At 63.9% G+C, this 16727-nt stretch carries 10 protein-coding genes and 2 pseudogenes; 9 read left to right on the forward strand and 3 right to left on the reverse strand.

The features are described 5' to 3' along the window. Positions 1-6 precede the first annotated feature (6 nt). The 9 genes and pseudogenes from ACQR07_RS16650 to ACQR07_RS16690 all read left to right on the forward strand — a co-directional run. A pseudogene (locus tag ACQR07_RS16650) lies at positions 7-816 on the forward strand (TRCF domain-containing protein); the annotation flags it as partial. Between the two features lie 220 nt (positions 817-1036). Continuing rightward, positions 1037-2713, forward strand: coding sequence for a recombinase family protein (locus tag ACQR07_RS16655; RefSeq protein ID WP_434903305.1), 1677 nt, complete (start codon positions 1037-1039; stop codon positions 2711-2713). 425 nt (positions 2714-3138) lie between these two features. Further along, positions 3139-4095, forward strand: a complete 957-nt coding sequence (locus ACQR07_RS16660; protein ID WP_434903306.1) for an ArdC family protein — start codon at positions 3139-3141, stop codon at positions 4093-4095. A 91-nt stretch (positions 4096-4186) separates the two neighbouring features. Further along, complete coding sequence (locus ACQR07_RS16665; protein WP_434903307.1) at positions 4187-6313, forward strand: ParB N-terminal domain-containing protein; 2127 nt, start codon at positions 4187-4189, stop codon at positions 6311-6313. A 209-nt stretch (positions 6314-6522) separates the two neighbouring features. After that, positions 6523-10836 carry a strawberry notch-like NTP hydrolase domain-containing protein gene (locus tag ACQR07_RS16670; RefSeq protein ID WP_434903308.1) on the forward strand — a complete coding sequence of 1438 codons (4314 nt, stop codon included), beginning with the start codon at positions 6523-6525 and terminating at the stop codon, positions 10834-10836. Continuing rightward, positions 10833-11885, forward strand: coding sequence for a DUF7146 domain-containing protein (locus ACQR07_RS16675; RefSeq protein ID WP_434903309.1), 1053 nt, complete (start codon positions 10833-10835; stop codon positions 11883-11885). Before ACQR07_RS16670 ends, ACQR07_RS16675 begins: the two co-directional genes overlap by 4 nt. A gap of 342 nt (positions 11886-12227) precedes the next feature. Further along, positions 12228-13163, forward strand: a complete 936-nt coding sequence (locus ACQR07_RS16680; protein ID WP_434903395.1) for a DUF2493 domain-containing protein — start codon at positions 12228-12230, stop codon at positions 13161-13163. A gap of 154 nt (positions 13164-13317) precedes the next feature. Further along, positions 13318-13785, forward strand: coding sequence for a hypothetical protein (locus ACQR07_RS16685; protein ID WP_434903310.1), 468 nt, complete (start codon positions 13318-13320; stop codon positions 13783-13785). 544 nt (positions 13786-14329) lie between these two features. Further along, the gene (locus tag ACQR07_RS16690; protein ID WP_434903311.1) at positions 14330-14650 is read left to right on the forward strand and encodes a DUF736 domain-containing protein; all 321 of its coding nucleotides are present in this window, start codon (positions 14330-14332) and stop codon (positions 14648-14650) included. 211 nt (positions 14651-14861) lie between these two features. Here ACQR07_RS16690 and ACQR07_RS16695 read toward each other — a convergent pair. From ACQR07_RS16695 to ACQR07_RS16705, 3 genes and pseudogenes are all read right to left on the reverse strand, one after another. Next, positions 14862-15340 (reverse strand): annotated as a pseudogene (locus ACQR07_RS16695) (hypothetical protein). Between the two features lie 8 nt (positions 15341-15348). Next, complete coding sequence (locus ACQR07_RS16700) at positions 15349-15642, reverse strand: hypothetical protein (RefSeq protein ID WP_434903312.1); 294 nt, start codon at positions 15640-15642, stop codon at positions 15349-15351. A 194-nt stretch (positions 15643-15836) separates the two neighbouring features. Next, the gene (locus tag ACQR07_RS16705; RefSeq protein WP_434903313.1) at positions 15837-16715 is read right to left on the reverse strand and encodes an S-4TM family putative pore-forming effector; all 879 of its coding nucleotides are present in this window, start codon (positions 16713-16715) and stop codon (positions 15837-15839) included. Between the last annotated feature and the right edge of the window lie 12 nt (positions 16716-16727).

Below are 16727 nucleotides of genomic sequence, written 5' to 3' on the forward strand. Positions count from 1 at the left end.
AGAGCGCGCGTGATGGCGTTCGTCGAAGGCAAGGCCGACGTCCTGCTCGCGACCAATATCGTCGAAAGCGGTCTTGATATCCCGCGGGCGAATACGATCGTCGTGTGCTGGCCGGAAAAATTCGGTCTGGCACAACTGCATCAGCTCCGCGGGCGCGGCGGCATTCGGGCGTTCGCGCATTTCCTGACCGAGGTCGGCTCCGACCGCTCCGAGCAGCGGCTGTCGGTGCTCGAGGAACTGAATCGTCCGGGAGCAGGGTTCGCCATCAGCGCGCGCGATCTCGATCTCCGCGGTGGCGGCAATTTGCCGTCGGATCGCCAGTCCGGTCACGTGCAGGTGTTTGGCCCGACGCTCTATGGCTATCTGCTGACGCTGGTTTTGGAGGGCGACCGCGACGGAATGTCCGCTCTCTGGATTCCCGAGCTGAACCTGCCGATCGCCGAGCTGCTTCCCTCGGACTATGTGCAGTCGGAAGCGGTCAGGCTCGAAATCTATGCGCGGGCAGCACGATGCCGGACGGATGACGAGCTGGAGGAGCTCGAAGACGAAACGCAGCGCCGCTTCGGCACGTTGCCGCCGCCGGCCTGCAACTTTTTCGCCGTGGCCAGGCTGCGGGTCAGTTGCCGTGACCGTGGGATCATGCGGCTCGATGTCGGGCCGGAGGCGATTGCCGCGACGCTGCTTCCAGGGAAGATCCGGAAATCATGTTCGCGCTTGCTGCACCGGGACGGCAACCGGGTGATTTATACGGAGCGAAGTGGTGAACCTGTCCTGCGGAGGGTCGAACGGTTTCTGGACCTTCTTCTCGAATGGTGAGACGTGCGACCGTCGATCTCGGCGCCTTGCGATAAAGATGCGCTCTCTGATCCAAGTGGGCGTACGCAGGCGTGGCGATGAGGAACGCATCATCCGGCATCGCGCAAATCCGAGGCAGGCACCGGCGCACGGGATAACGCCCTCTCGGCGGGTAGGCCGCTTGTCAGCGAGCAGGAATTGGCGTCTGCTCACCTGGTCTAACGTCTCGGAGGCATGATTAGTGTCAAACGCGCTCGTCGTCCGTGAGACCCAGCTCCCGCGATCCTTCGAGGGGCGTGCAGCGCAATATGTTCGAATGTCGACGGATTATCAGCGCTACTCAATTCAAAATCAGGCGGCGGTGATCGCGGCTTACGCGCATGCCCATGGGCTGGCGATCGTCAAGACGTATGCGGACTATGGAGAGAGTGGTCTCAAGATCAAGAACAGGCCGGGTCTTTCCAGCCTGATTGAAGACGTCAGCAACGGCCGTACCGATTTTGATCATGTCCTCGTCTATGATATCAGCCGATGGGGCAGGTTTCAGGACGTCGATGAGGCCGCCCATTATGAGTTCACCTGCAAGCAGGCAGGCATCAAGGTGAATTATTGCGCCGAGCAGTTCGACAATGACGGGAGCATGCTGTCGAACATCGTGAAAAATCTGAAGAGGGTCATGGCGGCAGAATATAGCCGCGAATTGTCTGTGAAGGTCCATACGGGCATTTGTCGTTTTGTTGGACTTGGCTTTCTGCCCGGCGGACCCATCGGCTACGGTCTCAAGCGCGTTTTGGTCAACGAGCGCCTTGAGCCGAAGAAGGTCATGACGAAGGGGGAGCGGAAATATCTTCAGACCGATCATATTCGTCTGCAGCCTGGCGATGAACGGGAGGTCGCCATTGTAAGATGGATCTTCGCACGCTTCCTGGAAGTTAAGTCTGAGAAGACCATTGCAAAGGAGCTTAATCGGGACGGTATCTACTGTCGCGGGAAAGTCTGGAGAGGGCCCAATATTACCCGTATGTTAAGAAGCGAGAACTATATCGGAAACCTCGTCTACAACAGACAGTCAAAGAAGCTCCGTGGCGAGCGGATCAACAATCCACCGAACCAATGGGTTCGCGCTGAACAGTGCTTTGAACCCATCGTGGCGAAAGAGGTTTTTCTAGCTGTCCAGAAAATCTTGCTAGAGCGTCGCGTTGACATCAGCGAAGAGGAAATGCTCTTCCGGCTAAAGCAGCTGCTGCAGCGGGAGGGGCGTCTCACGCCGAAGATCATCAACGCGTCGGTTGAGCTTCCATCAGCGCGAACCTTTATTGACCACTTCGGGACTCTGAGAAATGCCTACAGGCTCATCGGATATCAGTCGCAGCGACGCTGCGAGTATATCGATGTTCGCCGGGACTGGGTTGAGCCACTCTCAGCCCTCGCACAACGGATCTGTCAGAGGCTACAAAAGGAAGGACACCAAGCCACTCTCCAGAGCACCAAGAGCCATTGGACCAACGTCGGTGTTCCGGAGCAGCATCTGACCGTCGATGGCAGGCAGAAGCTCTTCTGTCGTGTAGCTTATTGGACTGCCGGAGCGCGTCCGGGATTTTCTCCGTTTTGGACGGTCTCTTGTCGGCGCCTGCCGCCGGGGTGGATCGTGGCGATCAGGCTGAATGAGAAAAATCAATCGATCCTCGACTATGTCCTGATGCCAACGGCAAGGAACGACAGCAACATGATTCGGTTCCGCGAACATGGGCGTGCGGATCATGGCGTCGCCTACTTTGAGACGGAGGAGCAATTGACTCGGTCGCTGGCTCGCCTGATCATCAAAGAGAGCCGTGCCCCGCGAACAGCGCGCCCGCAACCGACCCGATCAGCGAAGAAATCCCGATCCAGCGAAAAGGGCGCTGCCGCACGGCATTGATAGTGCGAAGATAGAGATAAGCTCCCAGGAGCGCTCCGTAGTTTCGGCGGAAGTCGCCATTCAATTTGCAGATTTGAACGAGGTCGGATGTCGGACTTGCTTGCTTGATCATGGCTGCCTCCTGAGTTGAGCCAGCGCCCTATGAACAGCTGATTTGCCCGACGGCACAAGAAAAATTTTGATTTATCGAATTTAGTTCTTGCGGAACGGAGTTCTGCGGAGGGGCCAGGAGTCTAAATCCAGGCCGTATTTGGGGCGCGACACGGCTGCCGGGTGGAGGGCAAGCCGGTCATCAAGGAGAATGTTTGCTGCGGCATTCCTGCTGACCGAGCTGGATCGGGCGAGAGGAAAAGTGCAGGCCGGGTTGGCCGTGACGGGTTGGAAGCGGCGAGAGAGTTCCGCCGCGCCCGTCGCGGAGATCCGCGATGCACGGACGGAGAGTGGGAGCGCGTGCCGGTGAGGGCCGGGCGAGCCTCTATGAGGAGATTACGACAAAAATCATCGGCGAGCTGGAAGCCGGGCGCGTGCCCTGGGTGCAGCCATGGGGGAGGCGAGCGGCGAAAGCGCCGCTCGCCTTGCCGCGGAATGCCACATCGGGACGGCCGTACTCCGGCATCAACGTTCTGATCCTCTGGGGAGCCGTCATCGAGCGCGGGTTTTCAGGACAGAACTGGCTGACCTTCCGGCAGGCGCTGTCTCTCGGTGGCCATGTTCGGAAGGGCGAGCGCGGGACCACGGTCGTCTATGCTGACCGCTTCATCCCTTCAGATGAGCGGCAGCGCGCTCGGGAGACTGGCGACGATGTACAGGCCATTCCGTTCCTGAAGCGGTTTACGGTCTTTAACACTGACCAATGCGACGGCCTGCCGGAGGAGGTTGCGACCGCAGCGCCGCCTTCGCCGCCTAACGCAATCGAGCCGGTGGTCGAGGCGCTGATCGCGAACAGTGGCGTCGATTTCCGGATTGGCGGGAGCCGGGCGTTCTATGCTCCGGTTGAGGATTTCGTGCAGGTGCCGCCGCCCGCTGCTTTCTTCGAGCCGATCAACTGGCATCGGACGGCGCTGCATGAACTCGCCCACGCCAGTGGACATCCGTCTCGTCTGGATCGCGATCTCTCTGGACGGTTCGGCTGTCGCAAATATGCGTTCGAGGAGCTTATTGCGGAGATCGCGTCGGCCTTCAGCTGCGCGGCCCTCGGAATTGTGCCGACGGTGCGCCACGCCGACTATATCGGCTCCTGGCTCGAGGTTCTGCGGGAGGACAATCGCGCCATCGTTCGGGCGGCCAGCCAGGCGAGCCGGGTCGCCGACTATCTCCTCGGGTTTGCGCCCGACGCGTTCGGCGCCGCCGGCGGCGATGACCAGGATTGCGCGGCCGCCTGAGCATTTGGGGAGAGGAAGAGGGCGAGAGGTGCTCTGCGACGGGTGAAGGCCTGAGAGAGAGGCTCCGGGCCGCCTGTCGTGGAGAACCGATATGACCAAGGCAGCTCAGAAGATTACTTTGTCGCCGTCGCGCGACATTCCGTTCAACAAGCTGGTGCTGAGCCAGTCCAACGTACGCCGCGTCAAGGGCGGCGTTTCCATCGAGCAGCTGGCGGAGAGCATCGCCGAGCGGACGCTACTGCAAAGTCTGAACGTCCGTGCCGTCCTCGATGCCGAGGGCAACGAGACCGGCATGTTCGAGGTGCCCGCCGGCGGTCGCCGCTTTCGTGCGCTGGAGCTACTCGTGAAGCATAAGCGTATGGCGAAGACGCAAGCGGTGCCCTGCGTCGTGCGGGACCAGGGTCTCGCCATCGACGATTCTCTCGCCGAGAATGATCAGCGCATCGGCCTGCACCCGCTAGACCAGTTCCGAGCTTTTCAGGCGTTGCGCGACAGTGGATTGAGCGAGGAGGAGATTGCGGCCCGGCATTTTGTGTTGGTTGCGGTTGTCAAGCAGCGTCTGCGCCTTGCTGCGGTGGCACCCGCGCTGCTTGAGGTCTATGCGGCCGACGGCATGACGCTCGAGCAGTTGATGGCGTTCACGGTGACGCCGGATCATGCCCGTCAGCAGGAGGTCTGGGACAAGGTCAACCGCTCCGGCTGCGTTGCGCCATACCTGATCCGGCGGCAGCTCACGGAGCAAACGGTGCGGGCCTTCGATCGCCGGGCGCAGTTCGTCGGGCTCCAGGCTTACGAGACGGCCGGGGGCGTCGTGCTGCGCGACCTGTTTGAGACCGACGATGGCGGCTGGCTGCAGGATGTGGCGCTGCTCGATCGGCTCGTGGTGGAGAAGCTGCAGACTGAGGCCGAGCAGATCGGCGCGGAGGGATGGAAGTGGGTGTCGGCCGCGGTCGACTTCCCCTTCGGGCATACTCATGGCCTGCGCGAGCTTCGCGGAGAGCCGGCCGCGCTCTCAACCGAGGAGAAGGCTATGATCGACGCGTTGAGGACGGAGCAGGCCAAGCTCGAGGCGGACTACGGCAACGCCGAGGAGTTGCCCGATGAGGTCGACCAGCGACTCGGCGAGATCGAGACGGCGCTTGAGGCGTTTGACGACCGTCCGATGATCTACGCGCCAGCCGCGATGGCGCGGGCCGGCGCGTTCGTCAGCATCGATGCGGAGGGCCGGCTGCAGGTCTCCCGCGGATTTGTTCGTCCCGAAGATGAGATTGCGGCAACTGCGGATCAGCCGGATACGGAAGTTGAAGCCGGTGACCATGACAGTGTCGTCGCTCCGGGCGCGGAGGGCCTAACCCGGTCGCCGACGATCGTGGTCGGCAATACCGGAGCGGAGGCGCCCGATGAGGAGGGCGAGGACATCGAGCGGCCATTGCCTGATCGGTTGATCGGTGAGCTTTCGGCGTATCGCACGCTGGCTCTCCGGGACGCGCTGGGCCAGCAGCCGGCGATTGCCTTCCAGGCGGTTTTGCACAGCTTCGTGCTCGCGACATTCTATCCATTCGGATCTGCGCTCAATTGTCTGGAGATCTCGCTGCGCAGTCCGAGTTTCCCGTCGCAGCCGCCGGGCTTGCAGGACAGCATTCCGGCAAAGGCGATCGCTGCGCGTCATGCGGCTTGGAAAGCGAAGCTGCCGGCGAGCGACAAGGATGTGTGGGCTGTGCTCGAAGCGATGGACGGAGCAGCCCAGGCCGAGCTCTTCGCCCACTGCGCGGCGCAGGCGGTGAATGCGATCTCTGAGCCGGCTAACCGGCTGCAGCAGGGGCGGCTGACCGCGCACCAGGTTCGTGGCCGTCTCGACCAGGCGGATCGGCTGGCGCACGCCGTGGGGCTCGACATGGTCAATGCTGGTTGGCGTCCCACAGTCGACAGCTATCTCAGCCGCGTGACCAAGCATCGCATCCTGCAGGCGGTGCGCGAGGCGAAAGGCGAGGACTCTGTCCAGCTCATCGAGCACCTGAAGAAGCCGGATATGGCGCGCGAGGCCGAGCGCCTGCTCGACGGCAGCGGCTGGTTGCCGGAGCCGTTGCGTGCGGCCGATATGAATCCGGCAGCGCCGGCAGAGGGCGCCGATGGCGAGGCGTTACCGGCCTTCCTCAGCGACGACGAGGAGGCAACCGAAGGTGCAGACGAAATCGAGGAGATAGCAGCTGCAGAATGATCTGCACGAGAATGGCTGATCTCTCGCATTGAAAGCTGCAGAGCGTTCCTCGAAGCCCGGCCAGCTTGGCCGGGCTTTTGTCGTGCAAGCCTTCCGGCATGGAGGTTCGCCGCGAGTGAGAGAGGCGGAGCGAGGCGGGTGAGGCCGCCGGAGGAGAGAGAGCGTCGGCGGCGCTCATTGGCTTCTCTGCTCTCCGAGGGATCTCCGAGATGATCAACCAGACGAACTGCCGCGCGGCTTCCGCCGGGACACTTGCGCGCGCCGAGGCCATCCTCCGTGCGGCCGAGCTTCTTCTGCCAACACTGACGCGGGGTCAGCGTATTGATGCGCTCTGTCTGCGCCGTGCAATGCAGACGGCTTTCGGCGGCAGTGATGCCGAGGGCAGCTGGGATTGGAAGACAGCATACGAGGCTTGCGAAGCAGCAAACATCCGGTTTCTGGCGAAACACGGCCCGGCGATGATCAGGGCCGCGGATGGCGTGCCGTCGGCCATGCTGCCGATGGTGGCAAAGGTCGCAAGCCTGCTGCCGAGCCGTACCAGGCGCACGCTGGAGAGCCAGAGCTTTCAGCAGTTTTCGACTCCGCTGCCCCTCGCGCTTGCCGCCGCTGCTGCGGCACAAGTGACTTCGGCCGATCGCGTGCTCGAGCCGTCTGCGGGGACGGGAAGCCTCGCCGTCTTTGCAGAGCTCGCCGGCGGTTCTCTTCTGCTCAACGAGCTCGCTGCAGGCCGTGCCGAATTATTGGATCGCCTGTTTGCTGGTGTGCCCGTAACCCGCTTCGATGCGGCACAGATCGATGACCATCTTGGCCCGGCCTGTGTTCCGAGCGTCGTTCTCATGAACCCGCCGTTCTCGGCGACGGCCCATGTGGATCGCAGGCAGGCCGATACGACCTGGCGGCATCTCTCATCGGCGCTGGCGCGGCTAGGCCATGGCGGCCGGCTGGTCGCAATCACAGCCGCGGGCTTCGCGCCAGACAATCCGACTTGGACCGATGCCTTCGTGGGCCTGCAGGAGCGCGGCCGTCTGGTATTCTCCGCTGCGATCGATGGTGCGGTCTATGCTCGGCAGGGCACCACAACGGCGACACGTCTGCTCGTGATCGACAAGCAGGCGGCGCCGGATTCGTGCGTGTTTCCGGAATCAGCAGGCTTGGCGCCCGATGTCAGGACCTTGCTTGGCTGGATCACGGCGCTCGTTCCGCCGAGGTTGCCGATGGTCGGCAGTTTCGTGGCTCAGACGATCGAGCGCGCCGTGCTCCCACGACGGGAGCGTCGCTTGGCGGCGTCGACTTGCCCGACAGCGCCCTCCGCATCGTGCGAGCCTGAGGCTACTGAGCTCGCCTATGACCTCGTGGAGGACGGCCCTGAGGAGGGACCGCAGCTCGCTGAGGGGCTGTACGAGACGTATCAGCTGCAGTCGATCAGAATCTACGGGGCTCGACTGCATCCGACGAAGCTCGTGCAATCCGCGGCGATGGCGTCGGTTGTGCCGCCCAAGCCGACCTATCGCCCGCATCTACCGGCGCGGCTTGTCAGCGATGGTCTCTTGTCTGATGCTCAGCTGGAGAGCATCATCTATGCCGGTGAGGCACATGCCGGTTTCCTGACTGGCACCTGGACGGTTGATGAGACCTTCGACCAGATTCGCGCCGCAAGCGACGACGCTGAAGGTGTGGTTCGCTTCCGGCGGGGGTGGTTCCTCGGTGACGGCACAGGGGCGGGCAAGGGCCGCCAGGTCGCTGGCATCCTGCTCGACAATTGGCTGAAGGGACGGCGCGGGGCGATCTGGGTCAGCAAGTCCGACAAGCTGATCGAGGACGCCCAGCGCGACTGGGCGGCGCTCGGCATGGAGCGCCTTCTCGTCACGCCGCTGTCCCGCTTTCGGCAGGGCACGCCCATCATGCTGGGCGAAGCCATCCTTTTTACGACCTACGCCACGCTACGGACCGATGAGAAGGGCGAGAAGCTTTCGCGCATCCGCCAGATCGTCGATTGGGTAGGGCGCGATTTCGATGGCGTGATCATCTTCGACGAGAGCCATGCGATGCAGAATGCCGCCGGCAGCAGGGGCGACCGCGGCGAGCAGGCGGCTTCACAGCAGGGGCGCGCCGGCTTGCGGCTACAGCACGCGCTGCCCAATGCCCGGATCGTCTACGTCTCAGCCACGGGGGCGACGACTGTCCACAATCTCGCTTATGCCCAGCGGCTCGGATTGTGGGGTGGCGCAGACTTCCCGTTCCCGACGCGGGCGGATTTCGTGGCGGCAATCGAGGAGGGCGGAGTTGCGGCCATGGAGGTGATGGCGCGCGATCTCAAGGCGCTTGGCCTTTATACCGCGCGATCGCTGTCCTTCGAAGGTGTCGAATATGAGCTCCTCGAGCACCGGCTCACGGACGAGCAGGTTCGGATCTACGATGCCTATGCCGAGGCGTTTGCGGTCATTCACAACAATCTCGAGGCCGCGATGCGCGCGGCCAACATCACCAGCGCAACCGGGACGCTGAATGCTCAGGCCAAGTCGGCGGCGCGCTCGGCCTTCGAATCCGCCAAGCAGCGCTTCTTCGGGCATCTGTTGACCTCGATGAAGACGCCGACGCTGATCAATGCGATCAAGCGCGATCTTGGAGCCGGTCATGCCGCAGTGATCCAAATCGTCTCGACGGGGGAGGCCCTGATGGAGCGCCGGCTCGCCGAGATCCCGACCGAGGAGTGGGGCGACGTCCAGGTCGACATCACACCCCGCGAATACGTCCTCGACTATCTCGCCCATTCCTTCCCGGTCCAGCTCTACGAGCCGTTCACCGACGGCGAGGGTAACCTGTGCTCGCGTCCTGTCTACCGCGATGGCCAGCCGGTCGAGAGTCCCGAGACGGTGGCGCGCCGTGATGAGATGATGGAGCATCTCGCGTCGCTGGCGCCCGTGCCAGGCGCGCTCGACCAGATCGTGCAGCGCTTCGGCACGGATTTGGTCGCCGAAATCACGGGACGGACCAGACGGATCGTTCGGATCCGTGACCGACTTGCTGTCGAGACGCGGCCGGCCGCCGCCAACCTGGCCGAGGCTGCCGCCTTCATGGACGACCAGAAGCGGATCCTGATCTTCTCGGATGCCGGCGGCACCGGGCGCAGCTACCATGCGGAGCTCTCGGCCAAGAACAAGCGGCTGCGGGTGCACTATCTCCTGGAGCCGGGCTGGAAGGCGGATGCCGCGATCCAGGGGCTTGGACGGACTAACCGCACAAACCAGGCCCAGCCGCCGGTTTTTCGGCCGATCGCCACCGACGTCAAGGCGGAGAAGCGCTTCCTGTCGACGATCGCCCGCCGGCTCGACACGCTCGGCGCGATCACCCGTGGCCAGCGTCAGACCGGCGGGCAGGGGCTGTTTCGCCCGAAGGACAATCTGGAGAGCCCGCACGCGCGCGATGCCCTGCGGCAGCTTTATGGACTTCTGGCCCGCGGCCAGGTTGGGAGTTGCTCGCTGCAACGCTTCGAGCAGGCGACGGGCTTGAATCTCACGGACGAGAATGGCCTGCGTGACGAGTTGCCGCCGATCACGACCTTCTTGAACCGGCTGTTGGCACTGACGATCGAGCTGCAGAACATCCTGTTCACGGTGTTCGAGCAGCTGCTTGCGGCGCGGATCGAGGGCGCGATCGCGTCCGGCACTTACGATACAGGTCTGGAGACGCTGCGTGCGGAAAGCTTCGTCATCAAGGAGCGGCGTACGATCTACACCCACTCGGCCACCGGCGCAGAGACCCATCTCGTCACCATCACCCAGCGCGACCGCAACCGGCCGATGCCGCTGAACGAGGCCTTGGAGCGGCTGTTGCAACGTCGTGCTGCTCCGGTGCGTCAAGATCGGTCCGGACGGACCGCGATCCAGGTGCCGGCCCCGAGCTGGTTGCTCGACGATGGCGAGATCGAGCAGCGCGTCCATCTGATCGGACCGATGGGACGCCAGACCCTCCCGATCGCCAAGCTCGCCGAGCAGGGTTGGGCCGAAACCGACCGCGAGCAGTTCAAGGCGGGCTGGAGCGCACAGCTCACGTCCATTCCCGAGTTTACGACCAGCACGATCTATCTCGTCACGGGGCTGCTGCTGCCGATCTGGAAGCGGCTGCCACACGAGTCCACCCGGGTCTACCGTCTCCAGACCGACGCTGGCGAGCGCATCATCGGTCGAAAGGTCCCGCTGAGCTGGGTGACCACGACGTCCGCGGAGGGACCTTCGCTGGCAGCTGATGACGCGTTCTCGGCGCTGCTGCGCGACGGGTGCGTGCTCGAACTCGCAGAGGGCTTGCAGCTCCGGCGCGTCCGCGTCATGGGCGCCACTCGGATCGAGCTCGCAGGCTTCTCCGATGGACTCAGGGACTGTCTCCGAGCCTACGGACTGTTCGGTGAGATCATCTCCTGGAAGCTCAGGATGTTCGTACCCACGGGCGATGGCGGCGCTGCCATCCTCGCCAAGGTGCTGGAGCGATTTCCGATCGCCGGCGTCGGCGGGCAGGAGCAACCGTGATGGGCGATGCATCCGAGCTGGCGAGCCGCCTTGCGCGTGAAGCCGAGGCGGTATGCCGCCACTATCTCTCCAACGGCAAGCGTGAGGGACGGTATTGGCTCGTCGGGGACATCAACAACACGCTCGGGCGCTCGCTGTTCGTGCGTCTGCAGGCGTCAGCGAAGGGAGCGGCCGGCAAATGGACCGACGCCGCCACCGGCGAGCATGGCGATCTGCTCGACGTGATCGGCCAGACCTGCGGACTGCGCAGCTTCCGCGAGATTGCCGAGGAGGCGCGGCGGTTTCTGAAGCTGCCGATCTCGCAAAGGGAGCCGCCGACTCGGGGCAAGTACTTCCGACGCTCCAGAGACCCGGCCAGGGCGGCTCGCCGATTGTTTGCGATGGCCCAGCCGATCGCGGGTACACTCGGTGAAGTGTATTTGCGCAATCGCGACATCGACCCGCCAGCGGGCGTCGACGCTCTGCGCTTCCACCCGCAATGCTTCTATCGCCCGGATGATGCCACCACTGTCGAGACTTGGCCGGCCCTGATTGCCGCTGTGACCAATCTTGAGGGTCGGATCACCGGGGTTCACCGCACCTGGATCGATCCTGACGGCTTTGATGATCGACGCCTCGGCAAGGCCCCGATCGACACGCCGCGGCGGGCCATGGGCGAGCTGTTGGGACACGCCGTCCGCTTTGGAATGGCCGACGACGTCATGGCGGCCGGTGAGGGCATCGAGACCATGCTGTCGTTGCGGACGGTCCTGCCGTCCTTGCCGGTTGCCGCGGCGCTCTCGGCCAACCACCTCGCAACGCTGCTCTGGCCGGCCACGCTGCGACGGCTCTATGTCGCTGTTGACGCAGATCGTGCTGGCAGGACTGCCGCTGAAGCATTGACCGCACGGGCGCTCGACGCCGGCATCGAGGCGATCGCCTTGAGTCCCCGCCTTGAGGACTTCAACGAGGATCTGCGGCTTCTTGGGAAAGTCCAGCTCCGCGGCGTGGTGCGGCATCAGCTGTTGCTCGAGGACGCTGCGCGCTTCGTGGACGGGGACAAGGCTTGAGGCAGCGGCTGGATGCGGCTTGTGGGCACTGCACTCGTCGCTAGTCGCCCGGACATAGTCATCTCATCTGTGACCTCTGAAAGCGCGCCGGGGCCTTCTTCAGAGGCGATCGGACGGCAGACGGTCCGGTCCGGCAATGGCGGTTCGCAGCTATTTTCCGCCGGCCCGCGCGCGGGCCTTTGCATCGCGAAGCAAAATAGCCGCGCACCGCCATCCTCCGCTGCCGCTCCGGCCCGCTGCTCCCCGGGGGATCAGCGGGTTCTGGTCCGGTCCGCCCGCCGTCTTGGAGATCGCTATGGAAGGCCGCGATCGGCGCGGTCAGCGATCACAGACGAGATGACCATGTCCGACGAGCACGACGAAACACGCGACCCGCGCGCCACCCGTTCGACGACCGATTACGCCTTGGCTGAACTCCAACTGCACGGCTACCGGCCCTTCGACGACGAGCCCGATCCGCGGCCGCTGCCGGAGGGCAGGGCAATCGCCGGCGCAGTGGCCGACATCTTCGATGCGCTCGTGGCGACGATTTCCGACACTCGCCTCGAGCCCGAGCTCAAGGATCTGCTCTGGTCGACGGTCAACCTGTTCCACCGCGCGGCAACGCGCACCGAGCGCGAGCTCGACGACAACGAGCAGGCCCAGCGCTCCAGTCAGCGAGAGCAGAACGGCTCGGAAGTCCGCTCCGTGGAGCTCGAGCGCCTGACGTCGGAAGGATTGTCGCTGGTCGAGCGCCGCAACGCCCTGGAGCTGTTTCGCGACTTCGCCGCCGAGGCGTTCGAACTGCACACCCTGTCACCGTGGCGGCCGCGATCTGGCTCCCAGGTCAACCATCGCACGCTGACCGCGGCCATGATCGACTCCCGCGACTTCCTCGCCGCCAAGCGCCGCGCTGAGACCGAGGTCATGTTGCCGCCGGGGCCGAAGATCGCACTCACCGGCGGGCCGGACTTCAACGACGTTGCACTCATCTGGGATCGCCTCGACAAGGTCCACGCCAAGCATCCCGACATGGTCCTCCTGCACGGTGGCTCGCCGAAAGGCGCCGAACTGATCGCCTCCAAATGGGCGGCAAACCGAAAGGTGCCGCAGATCGCCTTCAAGCCCGATTGGACCAGGCACAACAAGGCCGCACCGTTCAAGCGCAACGACGTCATGCTGGAGACGCTTCCGATCGGCGTCATGGCCTTCCCGGGCTCGGGGATCCAAGGCAACCTCGCCGACAAGGCCCGTCGTCTCGGCATTCCCGTCTGGGCCTTCGGCAAGGGCGGCGCGTGAGCGCCGTCAACTCAGCAGCCTCAGGCGTGGACTACCTCGATCGTTAGCGTGACTCTCCTCAACTTCGTCCAAATCACGATGCATCGTGTTTGGATTGCGTCGCGGTGGTGGTGGAAGGCGCATCCCGTCACAACTCTGCACGGAGGCCACCGCCATGCTCGCAATTGCTTTCATCTTTGGACTGGTCAGCGTCGGGCTGTTGTGCCGAGCACTGTTCAAGCTTGCGGTTCATGCTCTGCCGTTCTTCGTCGCGGTCACCGTTGGCATGACGACCCTGAATGCCGGTTATGGGGGCGGCTTGGCGGTTTTGGCCGGCATTACCGCGGCAGCTTTTACCTTGGTGATCGGCCGCGTCCTGTTTGCCTGTTCGACATCCTTGCTGCTACGCGCGCTTGTGGCAGCCGCGTTTCTCATCCCGGCAGCGATGGCTGGTCGACAAGTCGCGTTTGGAGCTGCTGCCTTGATTGCCGAGCCTTCACCGTTCTGGCACGAAATCATTGGATGGTCGGGTGCGCTCCTGGTCGCCGGATACGCGCTACACCGGTTGCTCAACAACGAACTGTCCCGTCCGTTGCAGTCCGAGCAGGCCTGGGATCGGTCTCTCTACTCCTCACGGCTGTGAACCTGGACTGTGTAGCCCAACCGCCTGTGGCTTGAGCGGTCCGCGGTGAGGCTCTTGAAAGGCGGGATGTGACCGGCTGAGCGGAGGCGGGCGCGTCGCTCTGGAAATTGAGCCCGCGGCGGAACGAGCCTTCCGGCGCAAGAGATCGGTACCTCGCGTTAGGCAGTCGCGGAGACGGGACCTCGATTGGCACGCGCTATTCTTTTCGGGGGCTTCTGATCGTACGCCTGGTTCGTCGGACATCTTGTATGCCGTAGGTCGCCATGTTGTCTCTCCTGAAGCTGATCGGCTTGCAACGCACCTTGCCTCTTGATGGCTTGATCTGTCCGAAGACCGGCTGCGCCTCGATCGCCTGAGCGCAACGCCGCCGGCCAACTTTCTTCCCCTGGGCGAAGCCGCCCATTCCTCGCGGGACAAGAAAGTTAGCCGCCAGCGTCCTCCGCTGTCGCTTCAGCCCTTCGGGTGCGCCGTCGATCGCCTTCGGCCCGACATGCGCCATCGAGGCCGCGGTGGTCGCGGCCCGAACCAGCCAAGGAGAGACAACATGGCTTCCATCGGTTCCTTTAAGAAGGTCGGCGACGATTTCCAGGGCGAGATCATCACCCTGAGCCTCAAGGCCAAGGGCGTGCGCATCGTCCCCGAAGCCAACCGCTCCAGCGAGAACGCGCCGAGCCACCGCGTCTACGCCGGCCGGGTCGAGATCGGCGCCGCCTGGGCCCGCCGCTCCGAGGAGGGACGCGACTATCTCTCGCTCAAGCTCGACGATCCCTCATTCAACGCCCCGATCTACGCCAACCTGTTCGACGACGAAGGCGGCGAGGGATACACGCTCCTCTGGTCGCGGCCGCGCAGGACGGCGGAGTGAGGAGGCGATCGCGCCCCGCTCGGATCGACCGGGCGGGGCGCAATCGAATGGTGTCGGACATGGTCCGAGTTCACAGAGCCTAGCGCTTCAAGACTCGACCGGGAGACGAACGCGTCAGAGAGCGAGCGGAGACTCATGACGGCCGATCGTTCGCGCGAATGAGATTTTGAGAAGGGGAGCGCAGAGGGAGGGATTCCCGAGCCAAGATTGGTCATCGAGTAGAGGTTGCACATCGCCAGGTCTCCGGAGCGGCTTGGCGGGGGCGCTGCGCCAACTGTAACAGGGTCGCTGGCGGCCGGCGATTAGCGGTCGCGCACCTGCTGCAGCGGAGCGGGCCGGCCAGGTCGTGGACGAAGGTGGTCCGCGGTCGGCGCAGCTTGCCCAAGTCAACATCCCGCCGGGTGCGGCAGCGGGCGCACTCGATCTCCAGCCACGGGTAGCCGCCGTTGACCGCCTGGTCGATCGTCGGCGACGGGTCGACCGGGCCGCCGTTAGCCCACATCCGCTCATTCCAGCTTTCGCAGAGAAGCTTATCGGCCTTCCGGATCAAGGCCTCGCCCTCTGCACGTGCCTCGGCCGCCTGCTCGGCGAGAATGGTAGTCATTGCCCGAGCCCGGCCGAGCTCCAGCTCCTTCTGCAGCGCCTGCGGTCGCCCCTGGAAAGTGGCGTCGGATGACGTTTGGGCGCCATCGGCCGGCTCAGTCGTAAGCCGGCCAGCAACCGTCTTCTTCGTAGCGCCCTGTCCGCTGCGAGCAGGTGTCGTCGAGCAGCCGCTGGTCGGCGTCCGTCCAGACCGCCTCCGGACCGTAGAGCCGGACGGCATCCGCCTTCTGGATCTCGACAGTCCGGCCGCAGCACCGGCAGTCGACCCGCAGCACGTGATCACGTACCTGCCTGAGCCGCAGCAAGCGCCGGGAGCCGCTGGCCGACGGGTGCCCTTCGGAGGCGCAGGCCGCCCCCAGGAGGAGCGCCTGCCAGTATTGGTCAGGCAAGTCGTTGCCTGGAGCCAGTCCGCGCCCCGGAGGGGCCTACCTGCCGACGGCAGGGGGCCATCTTCTCCATTTGGGCTCGGGTCGGCATGCGCCAGCTGGCGGGGCGGTCCGTCATGCCGATGAAGAGAATACAGCATGAACAAAGAGCCGACCCCGTAGAGACTCAAGCGAGTAGGCATTTCGGCCTGGCTCAGCTATCTCTGGAGAAGCGCGTCGGCGCCGGCTTGGGCCTGCATTTCCAACTCGCCTCGCATCAAGCGATAGACCAGCGGCAGAACCAGTGGGTTGGCGACCCGGCGCTGAAAGATCGCGTCCTGAAGTTCTCGGGACCGTCTGTCGCAGTCGGCGTCGTCGCACCCACCGGTCCTTATCGACTCCATGAACTTTTCCGCTTCGCCCTTGAGGGTCTCGTTGGCGCTCGCTGCATCCGATTGCCTGAAGTGCTCTCGGACGGCCCAGAAAATTGCGGGCGAGATCGTGGCCGCCACGGCCGCGAAATCGATCAGCTTGAGATCCTTCGCTACCGCTCCGATCGTCAAAAGGACGAGCGCGATGCATGCGCCGCAGACAAGATAGACGCCGTACTTCTTCCGGAGAGATGCGTCGTACTGCAGGTTCATCCGCTGACAGACAAGGCGGGCCATCGTGTGCCTGGCCGACAAGGAGATGCCGACGTACCAGCCCGCTATGCTCGCTGCATCGTCGTTCCATCGGCGCGCGGCGGCGTCTATGACTTCCGCATCTTCGCGCTTGCCGGCCACGAAGGAATTCCAGGGTATCTTGAGCACGCCGCAGTCGAACTCCTCGCTGATCTTCGCGGCGATCTTCAGCAGCCGACGCTGCATGCGGTCGATCCACATGGTGTCGAAGGCGGTCGCGATCAGGCCGTAGAGCGCCACATATGGTCGAGACTCTGGACGCAAGAACGCAAGTATTGCGCCGAACGCCGGAAGGACGACCGTCAAGACGATCTGAAGGACCTGATAGCGGGTCGCATCTGAGTAGACGCGCTGGCGTGCCTTTAAAAGCCGATGGAATGCCGGCGTGTCCTGGTCGTGGGCGATCGTGTTCATCTTTGGCCCCTT

This window comes from Bradyrhizobium sp. HKCCYLS20291, from assembly GCF_051167715.1.
In the GTDB taxonomy this organism is placed as follows: Bacteria; Pseudomonadota; Alphaproteobacteria; order Rhizobiales; family Xanthobacteraceae; genus Bradyrhizobium.